This window comes from Streptomyces sp. NPDC093097, assembly GCF_044754325.1.
Lineage (GTDB): Bacteria > Actinomycetota > Actinomycetes > Streptomycetales > Streptomycetaceae > Streptomyces.
On record NZ_JBIVOW010000028.1, the window covers coordinates 45620 to 60113 of the forward strand.

General features: G+C 69.8%; 12 protein-coding genes and 2 pseudogenes. 8 read left to right on the top strand and 6 right to left on the bottom strand.

Annotated elements, in window-relative coordinates:
* Positions 1–52: 52 nt before the first annotated feature.
* A pseudogene (locus ACIQE0_RS34045) lies at positions 53–211 on the bottom strand (ISL3 family transposase); the annotation flags it as partial.
* A gap of 499 nt (positions 212–710) precedes the next feature.
* Between ACIQE0_RS34045 and mdlC the strand changes: the two are divergent.
* Positions 711–2342: a benzoylformate decarboxylase gene (gene mdlC, locus ACIQE0_RS34050; protein ID WP_402339172.1), complete on the top strand. Its 1632-nt coding sequence runs from the start codon at positions 711–713 to the stop codon at positions 2340–2342.
* A 123-nt stretch (positions 2343–2465) separates the two neighbouring features.
* On the opposite strand, the gene ACIQE0_RS34055 is transcribed toward mdlC, so the two are convergent.
* The gene (locus ACIQE0_RS34055) at positions 2466–2861 is read right to left on the bottom strand and encodes a GNAT family N-acetyltransferase (RefSeq protein ID WP_402339174.1); all 396 of its coding nucleotides are present in this window, start codon (positions 2859–2861) and stop codon (positions 2466–2468) included.
* A gap of 91 nt (positions 2862–2952) precedes the next feature.
* Complete coding sequence (locus ACIQE0_RS34060; protein ID WP_366329711.1) at positions 2953–3903, bottom strand: LysR family transcriptional regulator; 951 nt, start codon at positions 3901–3903, stop codon at positions 2953–2955.
* 84 nt (positions 3904–3987) lie between these two features.
* Here ACIQE0_RS34060 and ACIQE0_RS34065 point away from each other — a divergent pair, with 84 nt between their 5' ends.
* Positions 3988–4749 carry a sulfite exporter TauE/SafE family protein gene (locus tag ACIQE0_RS34065; protein WP_366329712.1) on the top strand — a complete coding sequence of 254 codons (762 nt, stop codon included), beginning with the start codon at positions 3988–3990 and terminating at the stop codon, positions 4747–4749.
* 153 nt (positions 4750–4902) lie between these two features.
* Here the strand turns inward: ACIQE0_RS34065 and ACIQE0_RS34070 are convergent, their stop codons facing one another.
* On the bottom strand, positions 4903–5268 hold the full coding sequence (locus ACIQE0_RS34070; protein ID WP_366329713.1) for an SH3 domain-containing protein: 366 nt from the start codon (positions 5266–5268) through the stop codon (positions 4903–4905).
* Positions 5269–5547: 279 nt separating this feature from the next.
* Here ACIQE0_RS34070 and ACIQE0_RS34075 point away from each other — a divergent pair, with 279 nt between their 5' ends.
* From ACIQE0_RS34075 to ACIQE0_RS34085, 3 genes are all read left to right on the top strand, one after another.
* On the top strand, positions 5548–6711 hold the full coding sequence (locus tag ACIQE0_RS34075) for a sensor histidine kinase (RefSeq protein WP_402339177.1): 1164 nt from the start codon (positions 5548–5550) through the stop codon (positions 6709–6711).
* A 4-nt stretch (positions 6712–6715) separates the two neighbouring features.
* Positions 6716–7366: a response regulator gene (locus tag ACIQE0_RS34080; protein WP_402339179.1), complete on the top strand. Its 651-nt coding sequence runs from the start codon at positions 6716–6718 to the stop codon at positions 7364–7366.
* A gap of 333 nt (positions 7367–7699) precedes the next feature.
* The gene (locus ACIQE0_RS34085) at positions 7700–9175 is read left to right on the top strand and encodes an alpha/beta hydrolase (protein WP_402339181.1); all 1476 of its coding nucleotides are present in this window, start codon (positions 7700–7702) and stop codon (positions 9173–9175) included.
* Between the two features lie 433 nt (positions 9176–9608).
* Here ACIQE0_RS34085 and ACIQE0_RS34090 read toward each other — a convergent pair.
* Positions 9609–9779 (bottom strand): annotated as a pseudogene (locus ACIQE0_RS34090) (transposase); the annotation flags it as partial.
* Positions 9780–9817: 38 nt separating this feature from the next.
* Positions 9818–10408: a hypothetical protein gene (locus ACIQE0_RS34095; protein ID WP_366329717.1), complete on the bottom strand. Its 591-nt coding sequence runs from the start codon at positions 10406–10408 to the stop codon at positions 9818–9820.
* Positions 10409–10684: 276 nt separating this feature from the next.
* Between ACIQE0_RS34095 and ACIQE0_RS34100 the strand changes: the two genes are divergently transcribed.
* The 3 genes from ACIQE0_RS34100 (at position 10685) to ACIQE0_RS34110 (ending at position 14295) form a co-directional block, all read left to right on the top strand.
* Entirely contained in the window at positions 10685–11134 is a 450-nt protein-coding gene (locus tag ACIQE0_RS34100) for a nuclear transport factor 2 family protein (protein ID WP_402339183.1), read from the top strand.
* 394 nt (positions 11135–11528) lie between these two features.
* Positions 11529–12431: an MBL fold metallo-hydrolase gene (locus ACIQE0_RS34105; RefSeq protein WP_402339185.1), complete on the top strand. Its 903-nt coding sequence runs from the start codon at positions 11529–11531 to the stop codon at positions 12429–12431.
* 274 nt (positions 12432–12705) lie between these two features.
* Entirely contained in the window at positions 12706–14295 is a 1590-nt protein-coding gene (locus ACIQE0_RS34110) for a GMC family oxidoreductase (protein ID WP_402339187.1), read from the top strand.
* Positions 14296–14494: the final 199 nt, after the last annotated feature.

Sequence of the window (14494 nt, forward strand, 5' to 3'; positions counted from 1 at the left end):
GTTCCCTCCTGTGCCACCGACGGCCGTGAGGGCGTACGGCCGGCTTCAATGCAGTTCGCCAGTGAGAGCCGTGCACGCGTTCCGACAAGGCCCCGCACACCGGGCAGACCGCAGTGTCCCGCGGAGTTCGTGCCCGCACCACGATCCGCTCACCTTCGTCGACCACATCCTCGATGACCAGCGGCGACAAACCCGAAAACACCGTCTGCACGAGCTCGTTGACACCTTCACGCGCATGTCAACGTCCCCTCACGACTCTCCGTCACCACCGAATGTGAGACAGGGCCGTTAACTGGACACACCCACTTCCGGACTCCAAGGACGGTGGGGACTACGGTCTGCTGTCTTCCGGCGAGTGCCGCAAGGACACGTTCTGTCAGCCTCCGGCCGGCACGCCCTTCGCGCTTTACTACACCCTGCGGATGCTCACCACCGCCCTGAGGGGCGGTGGCAGCACTCTCGCCACCGAGGTCTCCGGCGCCCCCTTCGTTACGGCCCACACGGTCCGTCGCACCGACGGCACACTGGCCGTCACGGGCAGGCAAGCTCACGCGACCGGCGCAACCTGCGACGGACACGACCAAGGCACCTCGGCGGCCACTCCGTCCGCCACATACTGGACCGAGATTCCTCGCTCAGGCGGCATGCCGACGCAACTACACCGGCGCACGGCATCCCGACCTCCCGCCGCGATGAGCACCAGCGTCCCCATGACAGAACTGGTGGTGTCCATGGCTCCGCAATCAACGGTCCACAGCGTTACCTATGACCTGCTGCGCACCCTCGAACTGACCACCGTCTTCGGCAACCCCGGTTCCACCGAGCAGCCGTTCCTCCAGGAGTTCCCCGACGACTTCACCTACGTGCTGGCGCTCCAAGAGGCCTCGGTCATCGCCATGGCCGATGCCTTCGCCCAGGTCACGCGCCGCCCGGCGCTGGTCAACGTCCACTCCTCGGCAGGGCTGGGCAACTCCCTGGGAAACCTGGTGGCCGCCTACCACGGCAACACCCCCTTGATCCTCACGTCCGGGCAGCAGCACCGCGAGATGGTCATCGGCGACCCCTACCTGGGCAATCGGGAAGCGACCACCATGCCCAAACCGTGGGTGAAGTGGTCCTACGAGCCCGCCCGCGCCGAAGACGTCCCGAACGCCTTCATGCGGGCCTACGCGATGGCCCTCCAACCCCCGGCCGGACCCGTCTACCTGTCGATTCCGCTCGACGACTGGAAGCGGCCGCTGGCCGGCCCGGCCCGCCTGCGGACCGTGAGCCGACGAGCGCTCCCCGACGAACAGCGGCTACGGCACTTCGCCGACCGCATCTCGGCCAGCAGCCGACCCGCCCTGGTCTTCGGACCGGAGGTGGACCGCAGCGGCGGTTGGCACGCGGCGATCGCCCTGGCGGAAAAGCTGCGCGCCGCCGTCTACGGGGCCCCCTTGCTGGACCGCGCCTCGTTCCCCGAGGACCACCCGCTCTTCGGCGGCCCACTCGGAATCTCCATCAAGGCCATCAGCGACCGGCTGGCCGGGCACGACCTGGTCGTCGTGATCGGCGGTGAGGCGTTCCGCTACTACCCCTACGTGTCCGGCGACTACCTCCCGGCAGGAACGGAACTGCTGCAGATCACCGCCAACCCCGAAGTCGCCGCAGCCGCACGGATGGGCGACAGCCTCCTGGGAGACACCAGGACCGCCATCGACCGGCTCCTGGAACTCGTCGCCGACGGAGCAGCACGCAACACCCCCACACCCATGGCAAGACCCCGAAGACTCCCGCCGACCCCGAGCCGCCCGCTCACCCCCGCCGAGGTCTACGCCTCCCTCAGCAAGGCCAGACCGCTCGACGCCGTCATCGTCAACGAGTCGACCTCCACCATGGCCCAGCAGATCGAGTGGCTCCCCACCGTCAACCCCGGGTCCTTCTTCGCCACCGCCAGCGGCGGCATCGGCTGGGGCACCCCGGCAGCGGTGGGCGTCGCACTGGCCGACCGCGAGAGCGGCGTCTCCCGCCCCGTCATCGGCCTCATCGGCGACGGCTCGTTCCAGTACTCCGTCCAGGCCATCTGGACCGCTGCCCAGCACAAGCTGCCGATCGCCTACGTGGTCATGCGGAACAACGAGTACTCCATCCTCAAGTCCTTTGCGGAACTGGAGGAAACCCCCGGCGTGCCGGGACTCGACCTGCCCGGCATCGACATCGCCTCCGTGGCCCGCGGCTTCGGCTGCCACGCCGTCGACGTCGACACCACCGAGGACCTGGAACGCGAGTTCACCCAGGCACTCACCGCCGACAGCACAACGGTCATCGTGGTCTCCACACAGCCCCAGAAGGCCGCACTGTAGGGCGCCGTCGGCCAGGAAACTGCCGACGAACAGCGGACTTTCGGAAGGTTGGGGTTCTTCAGTACAGGGCAGCCGCTCCGGTTCCCAGTTGTGCGCGCCTCAACCCCACGCTCGGCCAACGGCCTACAGAGCGATCAGACCGGCCGCCGTCTCCTTGAAACCGCAGGCATCGAAGTAGAACGGACGCAGGTGTTCCTCGAAGTCGACGTGGAGCCACTCGCACTTCGCCGCACGCGCTTCATGGGCCGCGGTGGCGACGAGCGCGGCACCCACTCCCCGCGCCCGGCAGTGCTGGGCCACCACCGTGTCCAGGATGAAGGCATGGACGCCACCGTCCCAGACGACGTTGACGAAGCCGATCAGAGCGCCGTCTTCCCACGCACAGACCCACCCGAGACTGTGGCGTCGCAGCCGTCCCCGCCAGTCGGTCGAAGCGACCGGGTGGCCGAAGCCGTCAGCGTGCAGCGCGTTGAGGGCGGCGTTGTCGAAGTCGCCCCTCCATGCGTACGAGATGGTCACGCCCTCGATCATAAGCCCCTTGCCAAGGCAGGACGGGGTGGTGAAAACGCCCTGGTGAAATGGAAGTTGGCGTATGGGGGGCAATGGCCGGTCAGTCGTCGTGGAGGGGGTGCCCGTCGAGGGGGTAGGCGTATGTGCTGCGGGAGGCAGGGGCGAAGCGCGCGGCGTGATGCAGGTGTTCGGCGAGCGAGGCGACGGCCGCCGAGGCGGCGTGGTCCCTGACGCCCCAGGCGAGCAAGTGGTGGCGGCGAGCCCAGGGGTCCTGCAGTTCGCACACCTCAAGCGGCTGCTGGGGGTCGATGGCGCGACGCGGAACGACGGCGAGTCCGACACCGGCGGCGACGAGCGCGACCAGGACGTTGAGACCGGCGACCGTGGTGCGGTAGCGCACCACCGGAGCGTGCGGCATGAGGCGCTTCTCGATCCAACGACGCAACGAGGACGCGGGGTTGAGCCCGACGAGAGGGTGCTCCGCGACCTCCTCGTAGGCCAACGCGGTCCGCCCGGCGAGGATGCCGCCGGCCTGGCCGATCACGACGAGGGAGTCGTCGCCGAGGGGCTCCATGCGCAGGCCGCAGTCGCGGGCCTCGTCGTCGAGGACCACCCCCAGGTCCGCCTCGCCGTCGGCGAGCATCCGCACGGTCTGGGGGGTGCGGCTCTCGGACACCGTGACGTCGACGTCCGGGTGCGCGCGGAGGAACGAGACCAGTGCCCGCGGTACGAGCCGGTGCATCGCGGAGCCGCCGCCCAGCAGCGTCAGGGGAGCGGTGGGGGAGCGGGTGTAGCTCGCGACCGCGCTTTCGAGTCGCGCGGTCTGGGCGAGCACGTCCCGTGCATGGCGGGCCAGGGTCGTCCCGGCCGGTGTCGGTCGCACGCCGCGCCGACCGCGGATCAACAGGGCCACGCCGGCGTGGTGTTCCAGGGAGCGCACCCTGGCGCTGGCCGAAGGCAGGCTCAGGTGCATCCGGTGAGCACCCGCCGTGATCGACCCCTCGGTCACGATGTGGAGAAAGAGCCGCAGGTCGTCCAAGTCATAGCGCATCCACCCCAGCCTACGGTCCAGCCTTAGGCTGGGTACGCCGATTACGCATTGTGGACCCGCCGGCCGCGGCGCGATGCTCGCTCCGTGATCGAGATATCGCTTGTTCTGCTGACCGGAATCGTTGCCGGAGCGCTGAACGCCATCGGTGGCGGGGGCACGTTCGTCGCGCTGCCCGCCCTCGTCGCGTTCGGCCTGCCACCGGTGGCCGCGAACGCGGTGTCACGGGTCGCCCTCGTACCCGGGGCCGTGGCCAGCGCGTGGGTCTACCGCCGTGAACTCGCCCCGGTCGGGGGGACGTCCACGAAGACGCTGACGGTGGTCAGCATGGTCGGCGGCGGAGTCGGCGCCGGTCTGCTGCTGGCACTGCCGGCATCGTCGTTCGACGCCGCGGCGCCCTGGCTGCTCGCCACCGCCACACTGATCCTCGCCTTCGGCCGCCGCCTTCCTCAGATGCTGAGTACTGTGCTGGGCCGCCCGGTCGGCATGAGTTCCCGAGCCGTCCTGATCGGTCAGTTCTTCCTCGCCGTGTACGGCGGCTACTTCGGCGGCGCCGTAGGCATCACGATGCTGGCGCTGTGGAGCATCGGGCTCGGACTCGACGCCGCGACCAGCAACCCGATGCGGGTCGTGCAACTCGCGGCCGTCTTCCTCAGTGCCGCCGTGCTCTTCCTCTTCGCATCGGACATACTCACCGCTCCGCTCGTCCTCGCCGCCATGCTCGTCGGCGCGGTCGCCGGCGGCTGGGCTGGCGCCCATCTCGCCCGCCGCCTCTCCGCCTCGCTGCTGCGAGGCATCATCCTGGCCATCGCTGTGATCATGACCGTCATGTATGTCGTACGCGGCTGAGCGTGCGGGGAGCAGTCGCTGCGGCGCGCACGGATGCGGCAGGCGCCCTGATACGGACCCACACCCCCGTAGTGGTTCCGGACCAGGGCGGTTGTCGCGATGTCTCCGGTGTGCGCTCCGCTCCTTCACGGGCCCGCGGAGATCCTGCGGCAGTCAGGACACCAAGTCCATGCAGGTCCTTGGCACATAGCCGTAGGTGCCCTTGTACGAGATCGGCATCCAGTAGTTGTCGCTGTACCGGCTGCAGGCCCTGTAGGTGCCACCGTCCACGATGCGTCCGTAGCATCTGGCAGTGGCGCCCTTGGGCACCACGCCGAGTGCGACGCTTCTGGTCGTCGGCTTCTGGCGTAGGTTGAGCGACTCTTCGGCCCGCACGGTGCAGGAGCCGGCAAGCCGGGTTGAGGCATGGGCCGGGCTCGTGGCTGGCCCCGGTGCCGCCTGCGCGGACGTGGCTGTCGCTGCCATCAAGGGGATGAGCGCGAGTCCGGCGAGGGCCGTACCGGCCAGATACTTCTTCATGTTGAGACTGTCCTCTGTGTCCGTTGAGTGTCCTGTGTCTGTTGGATGTCGAGCATCATCCGGTCCGCGTCTTCCGCCGAAGTCGCGTCAGCCGGACGGGCCGTGGCGCATGGCCCGAACTCCGTCACACGGCGCGTGCCGTCCCACCGGCGTGCCCGTCGATCGAAGCCATGGCTCCACCCTGGCGCCCCACATGCGGTCGTACATCCCCCCAGCGGTGGAAGGACCTCCCCCATGCGGGGGAGGTCAGGTGCCGCACGGGGTGTCAGGATGACGGCCATGCACAGGCTGCTTCGCCCCGTGACCCTCGCCAACGTGTGCAGTCGCTGGCTGCATCTGGTGACCGGCGGCATGCTCGCGGTGCTCTGCATGTTCGTCTCCCCGATGCCTGCCGCCCACGGACAGATCGTGCTGTTGCACGCGGCACTGGTGTCAGTGCCGCTGCTCGTCCTCCTTGGGCTGGTACCGGTGGTGCGGCGCGCCGAGGGGATGCAGGCGCAACTGATGCTCATCGCAGGGCGGCCCTCTCCCCAACGGGATGCCCGCCGTGCCAGGATCACGACGGCACCGGCGGCATCGGTCGCCGACGTGTGGCGAACCGTGTGCTGGCTGGTGCTGAGGGTGCAGCTGGGCACGCTCACGCTGAGCGCCTCGGGATGGCTTCCCGTGCTGACGGTCCGTCTTGCGCGCCGCGACGACGGGTACGCCCTGCTGGCACCGCTGCCCCTGCTGGGCCTGGCAGCTGTCGCGGTGGGCGCGGGCGAATTCATCGCCGCCGCGGCGCGGTGGCTGCTCGCGCCGTCAACGGTCGAACGCATCGCTGCCTTGGAGGAGCGCACCGAACGACTGATGGAACACAACCGGCTCGCCCGGGAACTGCACGACTCGATCGGCCACGCGCTCACCGTGGTGGTGGTGCAGGCGGGTGCGGCCCGGGCGGCCAGCTCGGCCGAATTCACCGAACAGGCCCTGACCGCCATCGAGGAGACGGGACGGCACGCCCTGGAAGAGCTGGAACGCGTGTTGGAGGTACTGCGCGAGGACTCTTCACCGCCCCAAGAACGTCCCGCGCTCACCGACACCGCGCGACTGCTGGACGCCGCGCGCGGATCCGGGGCCGAGGTGACGGCCGAGGTGTCCGGCCCACTGGACACCCTCGCAGGCCCGGTGTCCCGGGAGGGCTACCGCATCGTCCAGGAATCGCTGACCAACGTGCTCCGGCACGCCGGCCCGGTACCGGTCACCGTGCGGATCGCCGTGCACGACGACGTCGTCGAACTGGACATCCGCAACCAGTTGGGCGCCCCCAGTCCCGTGTCAGGCGCAGGCAGGGGACTGCGCGGCATCCGCGAACGGGCCAGTCTGCTGGGCGGACACGCGGAAACCGGACCGCACGCGGGCAGTTGGCGGGTCCATGTCCGACTGCCGACCGCCATAAGGTGATCCCATGCCGCTGACCGTGCTCCTCGTCGACGACGAGCCCCTGGTCCGAGTCGGCCTGCAGGCGATCCTGCAGGCACAGCCGGACATCGAGGTGCTGGGCGAGGCCGCTGACGGCGCCGCCGTCATCCCGCTCATCCGCCAACAGCGCCCGGACGTGGTGATGATGGACGTCCGGATGCCGCTGCTCGACGGCATCGAGGCCACCCGCGCCATCCTGGCCGCGTTCCCGAACCCACCGAAGATCTTGGTGATCACCACGTTCGAGAACGACGAGTACGTGTACGAGGCACTGCGCGCCGGCGCGGACGGCTTCCTCCTCAAGCGCGCACACCCCTCGGAGGTGGTCCAGGCGATCCGGCTGGTCGCCGCCGGTTCCTCGCTGCTCTTCCCCACCGCCCTGCGCCGCATGGCCGCCGCCCACACCAACCCACAGGCCCGCGCCGTGCTGGAGCGCGCCGCACTGACGGACCGTGAAACCGGTGTCCTGCGCCTGATGGCCCGTGGGATGTCCAACACGGAGATCGCCGCGGAACTGGTGCTGGGCACCGAAACCGTCAAGACGCATGTGAGCGCGGTACTGGCCAAGTTGGGGGCACGGGACCGCACCCAGGCGGTGATCACTGCGTACGAGTCGGGGTTCGTCACCCCCGGCTGAGCAGCTGCGGCCCCAGTGGCCGCGATGCCTTCCTTCAGCGGGGCCGGTGACGCGCAACGCCCCGGCTACGTACGAGCGGTGGACGTCGTCGAGCTTCCTCGTGCGGACACGGCGTGCAGGGCACAGACCGCAACAGGGCGCGCCTGCCTGCCACCCGGCAGCTTCCCTCGTGGGAAGGAGACCGCTCCCACGCGCGGGGGAGGCGCAGCCGCAGCCTCGCACAGCAGAGTGGGGAACACGGCAAGGCCCGTCGGCGCCCACGGCCCACCGGAGGGACCGCGTAGCCGTGCGGGCGCTCCAGCAACCCGTCAACTCCTCGAACGTGGAGCAGAGATGAAGCGCACACTCGCCCTGGCACTGGGGGTCCTCTCCCTCAGCGCGGTCTCCCTCGCCCTCGCCACGTCACCGTCAGCGGCCCCGCTGTCCTGGACGCCGTGCCCCCAGCCGAACGGACCCGCCGACCAGCAGTGCGCCGCCATGTCCGTCCCCGTCGACTACCGCGAGCCGGACGGCGCCCGCCTCACCCTGCGCGTCACCCGCCTGCCGAGCGACCGGCCGGCCGCCCGGCGCGGCGTCCTCTTCGTGGTCCCCGGCGGCCCGGGCGGCTCCGGCGTCGAGGTACTCGCCCACCGGGGGAACGCACTGCGCAAGGCCCTGCACGGCGCCTACGACCTGGTCAGCCTCGACCCACGCGGAGTGGGCGGCTCCGAAGGAACCGGCTGCGGATTCCGCGCAGACGACCGGGATGTGATCAACTCCCTCGCCTGGCCGGGGCCCGGCGGCGACATCAGCGACGGCGTCGCCCGCACCCATCGCATGGCCGACACCTGCGCCCGCAACGGCGGTGCCGTGGTGCGCAGTTACTCCACAGCGAACCAGGTGCGCGACATCGACCGCATCCGCCAGGCCCTGGGCACCGCGCAGCTCTCGATGTACGGGGTCTCGTACGGCACGTACGTGACCGCCACCTACGCGCAGCAGCACCCCGAGAACACCGACCGTGTCGTACTGGACAGCACCGACGATCCCAACCCGGCCCAGGTGGAGCGTGCTTGGCGGGCCAACACGGCGGCCGGCGCGGACGAGCGGTTCCCCGACTTCGCCCGCTGGGCCGCCGACCCGGCCCGCGACCGCGACGGGCTGCGTCTGGCCGAACTCCCCAGCGCGATACGGCCGATGGTGCTGGTGCTCGCCGACCGCCTGGACCGCACACCCCGGGCCACCACCTCGCCGAACAAACCGCTCACCGGCAACATCCTGCGCCAGGCCGTCCAGCAGGCGCTCAACGGGGACGCCGACTTCCCCTGGCTGGCCCGCCTGATCAAGGAGGCGAAGGACCCCCGCACCACACCTGCTCTGCCCCCGGGGTACGCCATGCCGCTGGAGGACCGGGCCACCACGGTGTTCATCGCGACACAGTGCAACGACGTGAGCTGGCCTCGCGACGCTCCAGGCTACGCCCAGGACGTGGCCGTCGACCGCGTCCGGCATCCGCTCACCGCCGGGGAGCCGGTGACCATCACCCCGTGCGCCTTCTGGCACAGCAAGCCGGCCGACAAGCCGGTCCGCATCACCTCGGACGGACCGTCCAACATCCTGATGCTCCAGAACCTCCGGGACCCGACCACGCCCTACTTCGGCGCTCTGCGCATGCGGACCGCCCTCGGCGGACGCGCCCGCCTGGTCACCGTCGACCGCGGCGGCCACGGCGCCTACCTCGCCAACGGCAACGCCTGCGGCGACCGGGCGGTGACGGAATACCTCGTATCCGGGCGCCGCCCGACGACCGACCTGCGATGCACTGCCTAGGATCTCCCGCGTTCGCCTAAGTCGACCCATCCACTTACCAGATGCTGCTCATCCTCGAACAACTCGCCAAGCGGAATCCTTCGATGCAGACTCGGGAGCAGGCACCTTCTGTGAACATAGAACTCTTGCGATGCCACTGATCCGGGCCGAGATGCGGTCAGCTGAAGAAACTCAGGGTCCGACTCGGCGACATCATCAAAGCAAACGGCGCAAGAATACGATACTGCACCCACGTAGCCACCTTTCCCTCCGTTGTCAATCGGCCTGCTTGGCGTACTTGTCGGCTTCGGCGGCAGTCTTCTCGCAATGGCGGCAACGCGAGCGGCTTCCGCGGCGTCCTTCTGCGCGGTCGCGGCATCGCCGGCACCTTCGGCAGGCGTTCCCAGGTTCCGTCGGCCGACCACAGGCGGTGACGTTCATAGGCCGTCTTTCACGGGCCGAACCGTTCGGGCAGATCACGCCACTGAACGCCGGCCCGCACCCGGTGCAGAATCCCGTCGATCACCTGTCGATGATCCCGCCATCTGCCACAACGCCTGTTGCTGACCGGGAGGAACGGCCGCAGCCGTTTCCACTCGGCATCCGTCAGGTCACCCTGCCCCATGCCTCGACCAACGAGCAAGACAGGCAATAGTCGCACTATTAGGGAGAAGAGTCCCGGTTCCTCTGCGGCGCACCGTAGTTGGCGGTCAGCTCGGCTGCGTAGGCGTCGGGGACGCGCCGATTGCGGAAAACCTGCGGCAGCCAGGCCGCCAGCGCGTAGGCCGCGTCGGCGCACGACCCGTACCGGACGCGCCAATCGTGCCGCGCGGCCTCGCCCGGGAAGCCTCGGACGACGGCGACCTCCGGGTCCCGTTCGCCCCAGCAGCCCCAACAGCCGGAAGGGCCGGTCAGTGCAACGGCCCGCGCCGCGATGGTGACTGAATCCAGGAATTCCCGGCCCGAGTCGAACCCGACCTCCGCCCAGTAGTCGTCCGGCGTGGCCTCGACGGACAGCGACAGCGCGGGTCCGGCGATGCCGTCCGCCTCGACCACGAGCAGGTCGACCTGCCGGTCCCCGTGCAGCCTGGCCAGCGCGGAGAGCGCCGGCCAGGCATCCGGGGTGAGCAGCAGGTCGAACTCACAGAACACCGCCTCGTCGGCGAGTTCCCGGAAGACCCGCGCGGGCAACCTGGCATCGAGGTCGAAGACGGCAGCGGCGCTGGCGCGGACGGCGTCCGGAGTTGAGGTCATGAAGCGGTGTCCTGGTCCTCGGTCTGGTGCGGAACTGGCGTGATCAGTTACAAGGCGAGGGTAATCGCGTCATGATCGCACGGACAGGTCACTAGGTGATGGCCCGCCCATGGGTACCCAAATGCCCAATCCATGGGCGGGCCAGGTGGTCGGCCGTCACACTGGCCCCTGCGTGCCTCGACCGCCTCACAGGTGTCCGCGCGGTGATCGCGGCGCGCAGCCGGCACGGTGACCCGCCGGCCATCAGCAGCGTCACGAGGCACCAGGAGGAGCGACATGCCGGACGACAACGCGCAGACCCCTCGGACTTCTTCGCCCTCGCAGACCCCGTCTGCCTCGCAGACCTCGCAGGTCGAGATCGTCCGCCGGTTCTACGGGGCCAAGGGTGACCGGGAGGTCATCAGGTCGGTGGTGGCGCCCGACGCCGAATGGGACGTGGTCGAGGCGTTCCCGAAGGGTGGGGTCTATCAGGGCCTGGACCGCATCCTCGACGACTTCTTCGGCTTTCTCTCCGACTTCAGGGAGTTCCAGGTCATCGGCGACGAGTACTTCGAGGCCGAGGACCGCGTCATCGTGCTCGGCCGCTACGTCGGCGTCACCAACGGCGGCGCAGCGGTGACCTCGCGATTCGCCCACGTCTTCACGCTACGGAACGGCCAGATCACACGGCTCCAGCAGACCTGCGACACCCTTCCGATCGCCCGCGCGCTGGAAGGCCGCGACTGATGGTCTGATGTCAGGGCATTGACATGGCTCATGGAAATCCGCGGTGGTCCCGCACCCGATTTCCGGAACGGGTGTTGCGTCAAAGCCGAGGGGGCGGTTCAGCTCACCATCAACTGGCATTCACGCGACGGGAGTTCCGGCCAGGGGGCAGGGATCCCGACCCGGGCCGTGTCCCTGATGCGCGAGCCCCGCGGGCGGGTCCCCTTCGCCGGCAGCAACGGCGACGAGTGACCTGTCCGCTCGCCGGCCAGCCGGCACAGCCGGTCGCGCGCCTTCCGATCACCGTCGTGCTGACGGGGCCCCGGGCAACGTACCGTCCATTTGGAGGAGTTGCTGCCGGAGAGCCCAGTGCAGCGACGTGGCCCAGCGACAGCGCGTCGGATCGAAGGATGACATGGCAACGGAATTGCGCACCACGGGATACACCACAACGGAATACGGCGCGGTCAGCGTGCTCGTCGGCGGCGAACGCGGGGCCTACCCCTACTGCAACTCGCTGCTGGTACGCGGCGCCACCGCATCGCTGGTCATCGATCCGTCGCTGTCGCTCGTCGCCTCCGCGCCACCGGCGGACGCGGTCCTCGTCAGCCATGCACACGAGGACCACGTCGCCGGTCTCGGAAGCTACGAGGTGCCGGTCCACGTCCACAACGGCGACCTCGGCGCACTGCGCTCCCGTGCGGCCATGGTCGCCGCGTCCGGCCTCCCCGCCGATGCGGCCGACGCCGTCGACGCGATGATGCGGGACCAGTTCCATGTGGAGGGGCGCCCGGACGCGGTGGGGTTCGAGGACGGGGCGGTGTTCGATCTCGGTGGGCGGACCGTGACGGCCGTGCACCTCCCCGGCCACACCGCGGGCCACAGCGGATTCCTGATCGAGCCGGACGGCTTCCTGTTGGTGGCCGACATCGACCTGACGTCGTTCGGTCCCTACTACGGTGACGCCGGCAGCAGCCTCGTGGACTTCGAGGCGTCGATGCGCCGGTGCCGGGAGATCGACGCGCGCTGGTACGGCACGTCTCACCAGAAGGGCGTGATCGAGGGGGCCACGGAGTTCCGGCGCCGGCTCGATGCCTATGTCGCAGTGGTGGGGAAGCGGGAGGCGGCGCTGCTCGCGTTCCTCGGCGAGCCGCGGACCGTCGAGGAGATCGTCGCGCACCGGCTCGTCTACCGGCCCCACGTCGAGGGACCGCACGTACGGCCGGTGGAGCGGAGGACCGCGGTGCAGCACCTGGACCGGTTGATGAGTGAGGGGCTGGTCGCGGAGGTGGAGGAGGGACGCTTCCGGGCGAGGTGAGGGACGCCGTCGCGCGCACGGCGGGATGACCCCTTCGCGGACGCCGGCATCGACGCGTTCGTCTTTGCATGCCGAGGTCCGGCCTCCCGCGACGAGACGCCCAACTAGGGTTCTCCGCCCGCACGTTGGGCCCGTCGTCGGCGCCCTGTCGCCAGGGAGAGCAGCGGGTTCCCCGCGGAAAGCGCCCCCATGCGCCCCCGTGCGCCCTGCCACCTCCGCCTCCGATCTGCGCAGCCTCGTTCGTCAGCAGCACACCTTCCACCAAGGGGACGCAATGAGCATGTACGACTACGTCATCGTCGGTGCCGGATCCGCGGGTTCCGTGCTGGCCGCACGGCTCTCGGAAGACGCCGATGTCCGGGTCGCGGTCATCGAGGCGGGCGGCCCCGACACCGCGCAGGAAATCCATATCCCGGCCGCCTTCCCCCAGTTGTTCAAATCCGATCTCGACTGGGACCTCGACTCCGACCCGGAACCGGGAATCGGCGGGCGGCGGACCTACCTGGCCCGCGGCAAGATGTTCGGCGGATGCAGCTCGATGAACGCGATGATCTACATCCGGGGCAGTCGCGCGGACTACGACGGCTGGGCCGCGGCCGGGGCCACCGGCTGGGGCTACGCCGACGTACTGCCGTACTTCCGACGCTCCGAGGACAACCAGCGCGGCGAGGACGCCTACCACGGCGTGGGCGGACCGCTGACGGTCAGCGACGGCCGGTCCGGGCACCCGCTCGCCGCCGCCTTCGTACAGGCCGCCCAGCAGGCCGGACACCAGACGAACGACGACTTCAACGGCGAGACCCAGTTCGGCGTCGGGCGCTACCAGCTCACCCAGCGCGACGGCATGCGGTGCAGCACGGCCGTCGCCTTCCTGCACCCCGCTCTCGAACGACCGAACCTCACCATGCTCTCCGCGACCCGCGCCCACCGCGTGGTGATCGAGAACGGCCGGGCGACCGGCGTGGAGGTCGAGCGGAACGGCACCGTCGAGGTGATCCGGGCCGAACGCGAGGTGATCCTCTCCGCAGGCGCCTACGAGTCCCCCAAACTGCTGATGCTCTCCGGCATCGGACCCGCCGCCGCGCTGACCGCCCACGGCATCGACGTCGTACGCGATCTGCCGGTCGGCCAGGGCTTGCAGGACCATTACATGACCCTGCTGAACTTCCGCACCGACATCGAGTCCCTGATCAGCGCGGCGAGTCCGGAGAACGCCAGGCTGCTGCGGAACGAGGGACGCGGCCCGCTGTCCTCCAACCTCGCCGAGACCGGCGGCTTCTTCCGCAGCCGGGACGGCCTGGCCGCCCCCGATCTGCAATTCCACGCCGCCGCCGTGCTCTACCACCAGGAGGGGCTCGGTGCCGCCACCGAGCACGGCTTCGCCTTCGGCCCCTGCGTGCTCGCCCCGACCAGCCGCGGCGCGGTGACCCTGCGCTCCCCGCGCCCCGACGTCGCACCCCGGATCGTCCACAACTACCTGACCACGCCCGAGGACCGGACCTGCATCGTCGCCGGACTCCGGATCGCCCTGAAGATCGCCGCGCAGCAAGCGATGGCCGACACCATCACCGAGCCGTTCTCGGCACCGACCTCACACTCCGACGGCGACCTCCTCGCCTGGGCCAAGCGGTCCGGCCACACGCTGTACCACCCGACGTCCACCTGTGCCATCGGCGCCGTGGTCGACCCCGAACTGCGCGTGCTGGACGTAGCGGGCCTGCGCGTCGTCGACGCCTCGGTGTTCCCCACGGTGCCGCGCGGGAACACCAACGCGCCCACCATCATGGCCGCCGAGAAGGCGGCCGACCTCATCAGGCAAACCACCGCCAAGGACGACAACCGCGCCGCGGAAGCCGGACGATGACGCCCCCTCAACCCACCACCGAGGCCGACTTCACCGCCGCGCCCCGCTGTTCCGCGCTGCCGAGGACCTTCGCCTCCGCACAGCGCGGCTGACCACGGCCGGTCTCCTGAAGAAGCCACCCCGTCCCCTTCCTGGAGACCGGCCATGCTCATCCTGGCGGCATCGCCGGAGCACACCGCCCGCGCACCGTCCGAGCGCG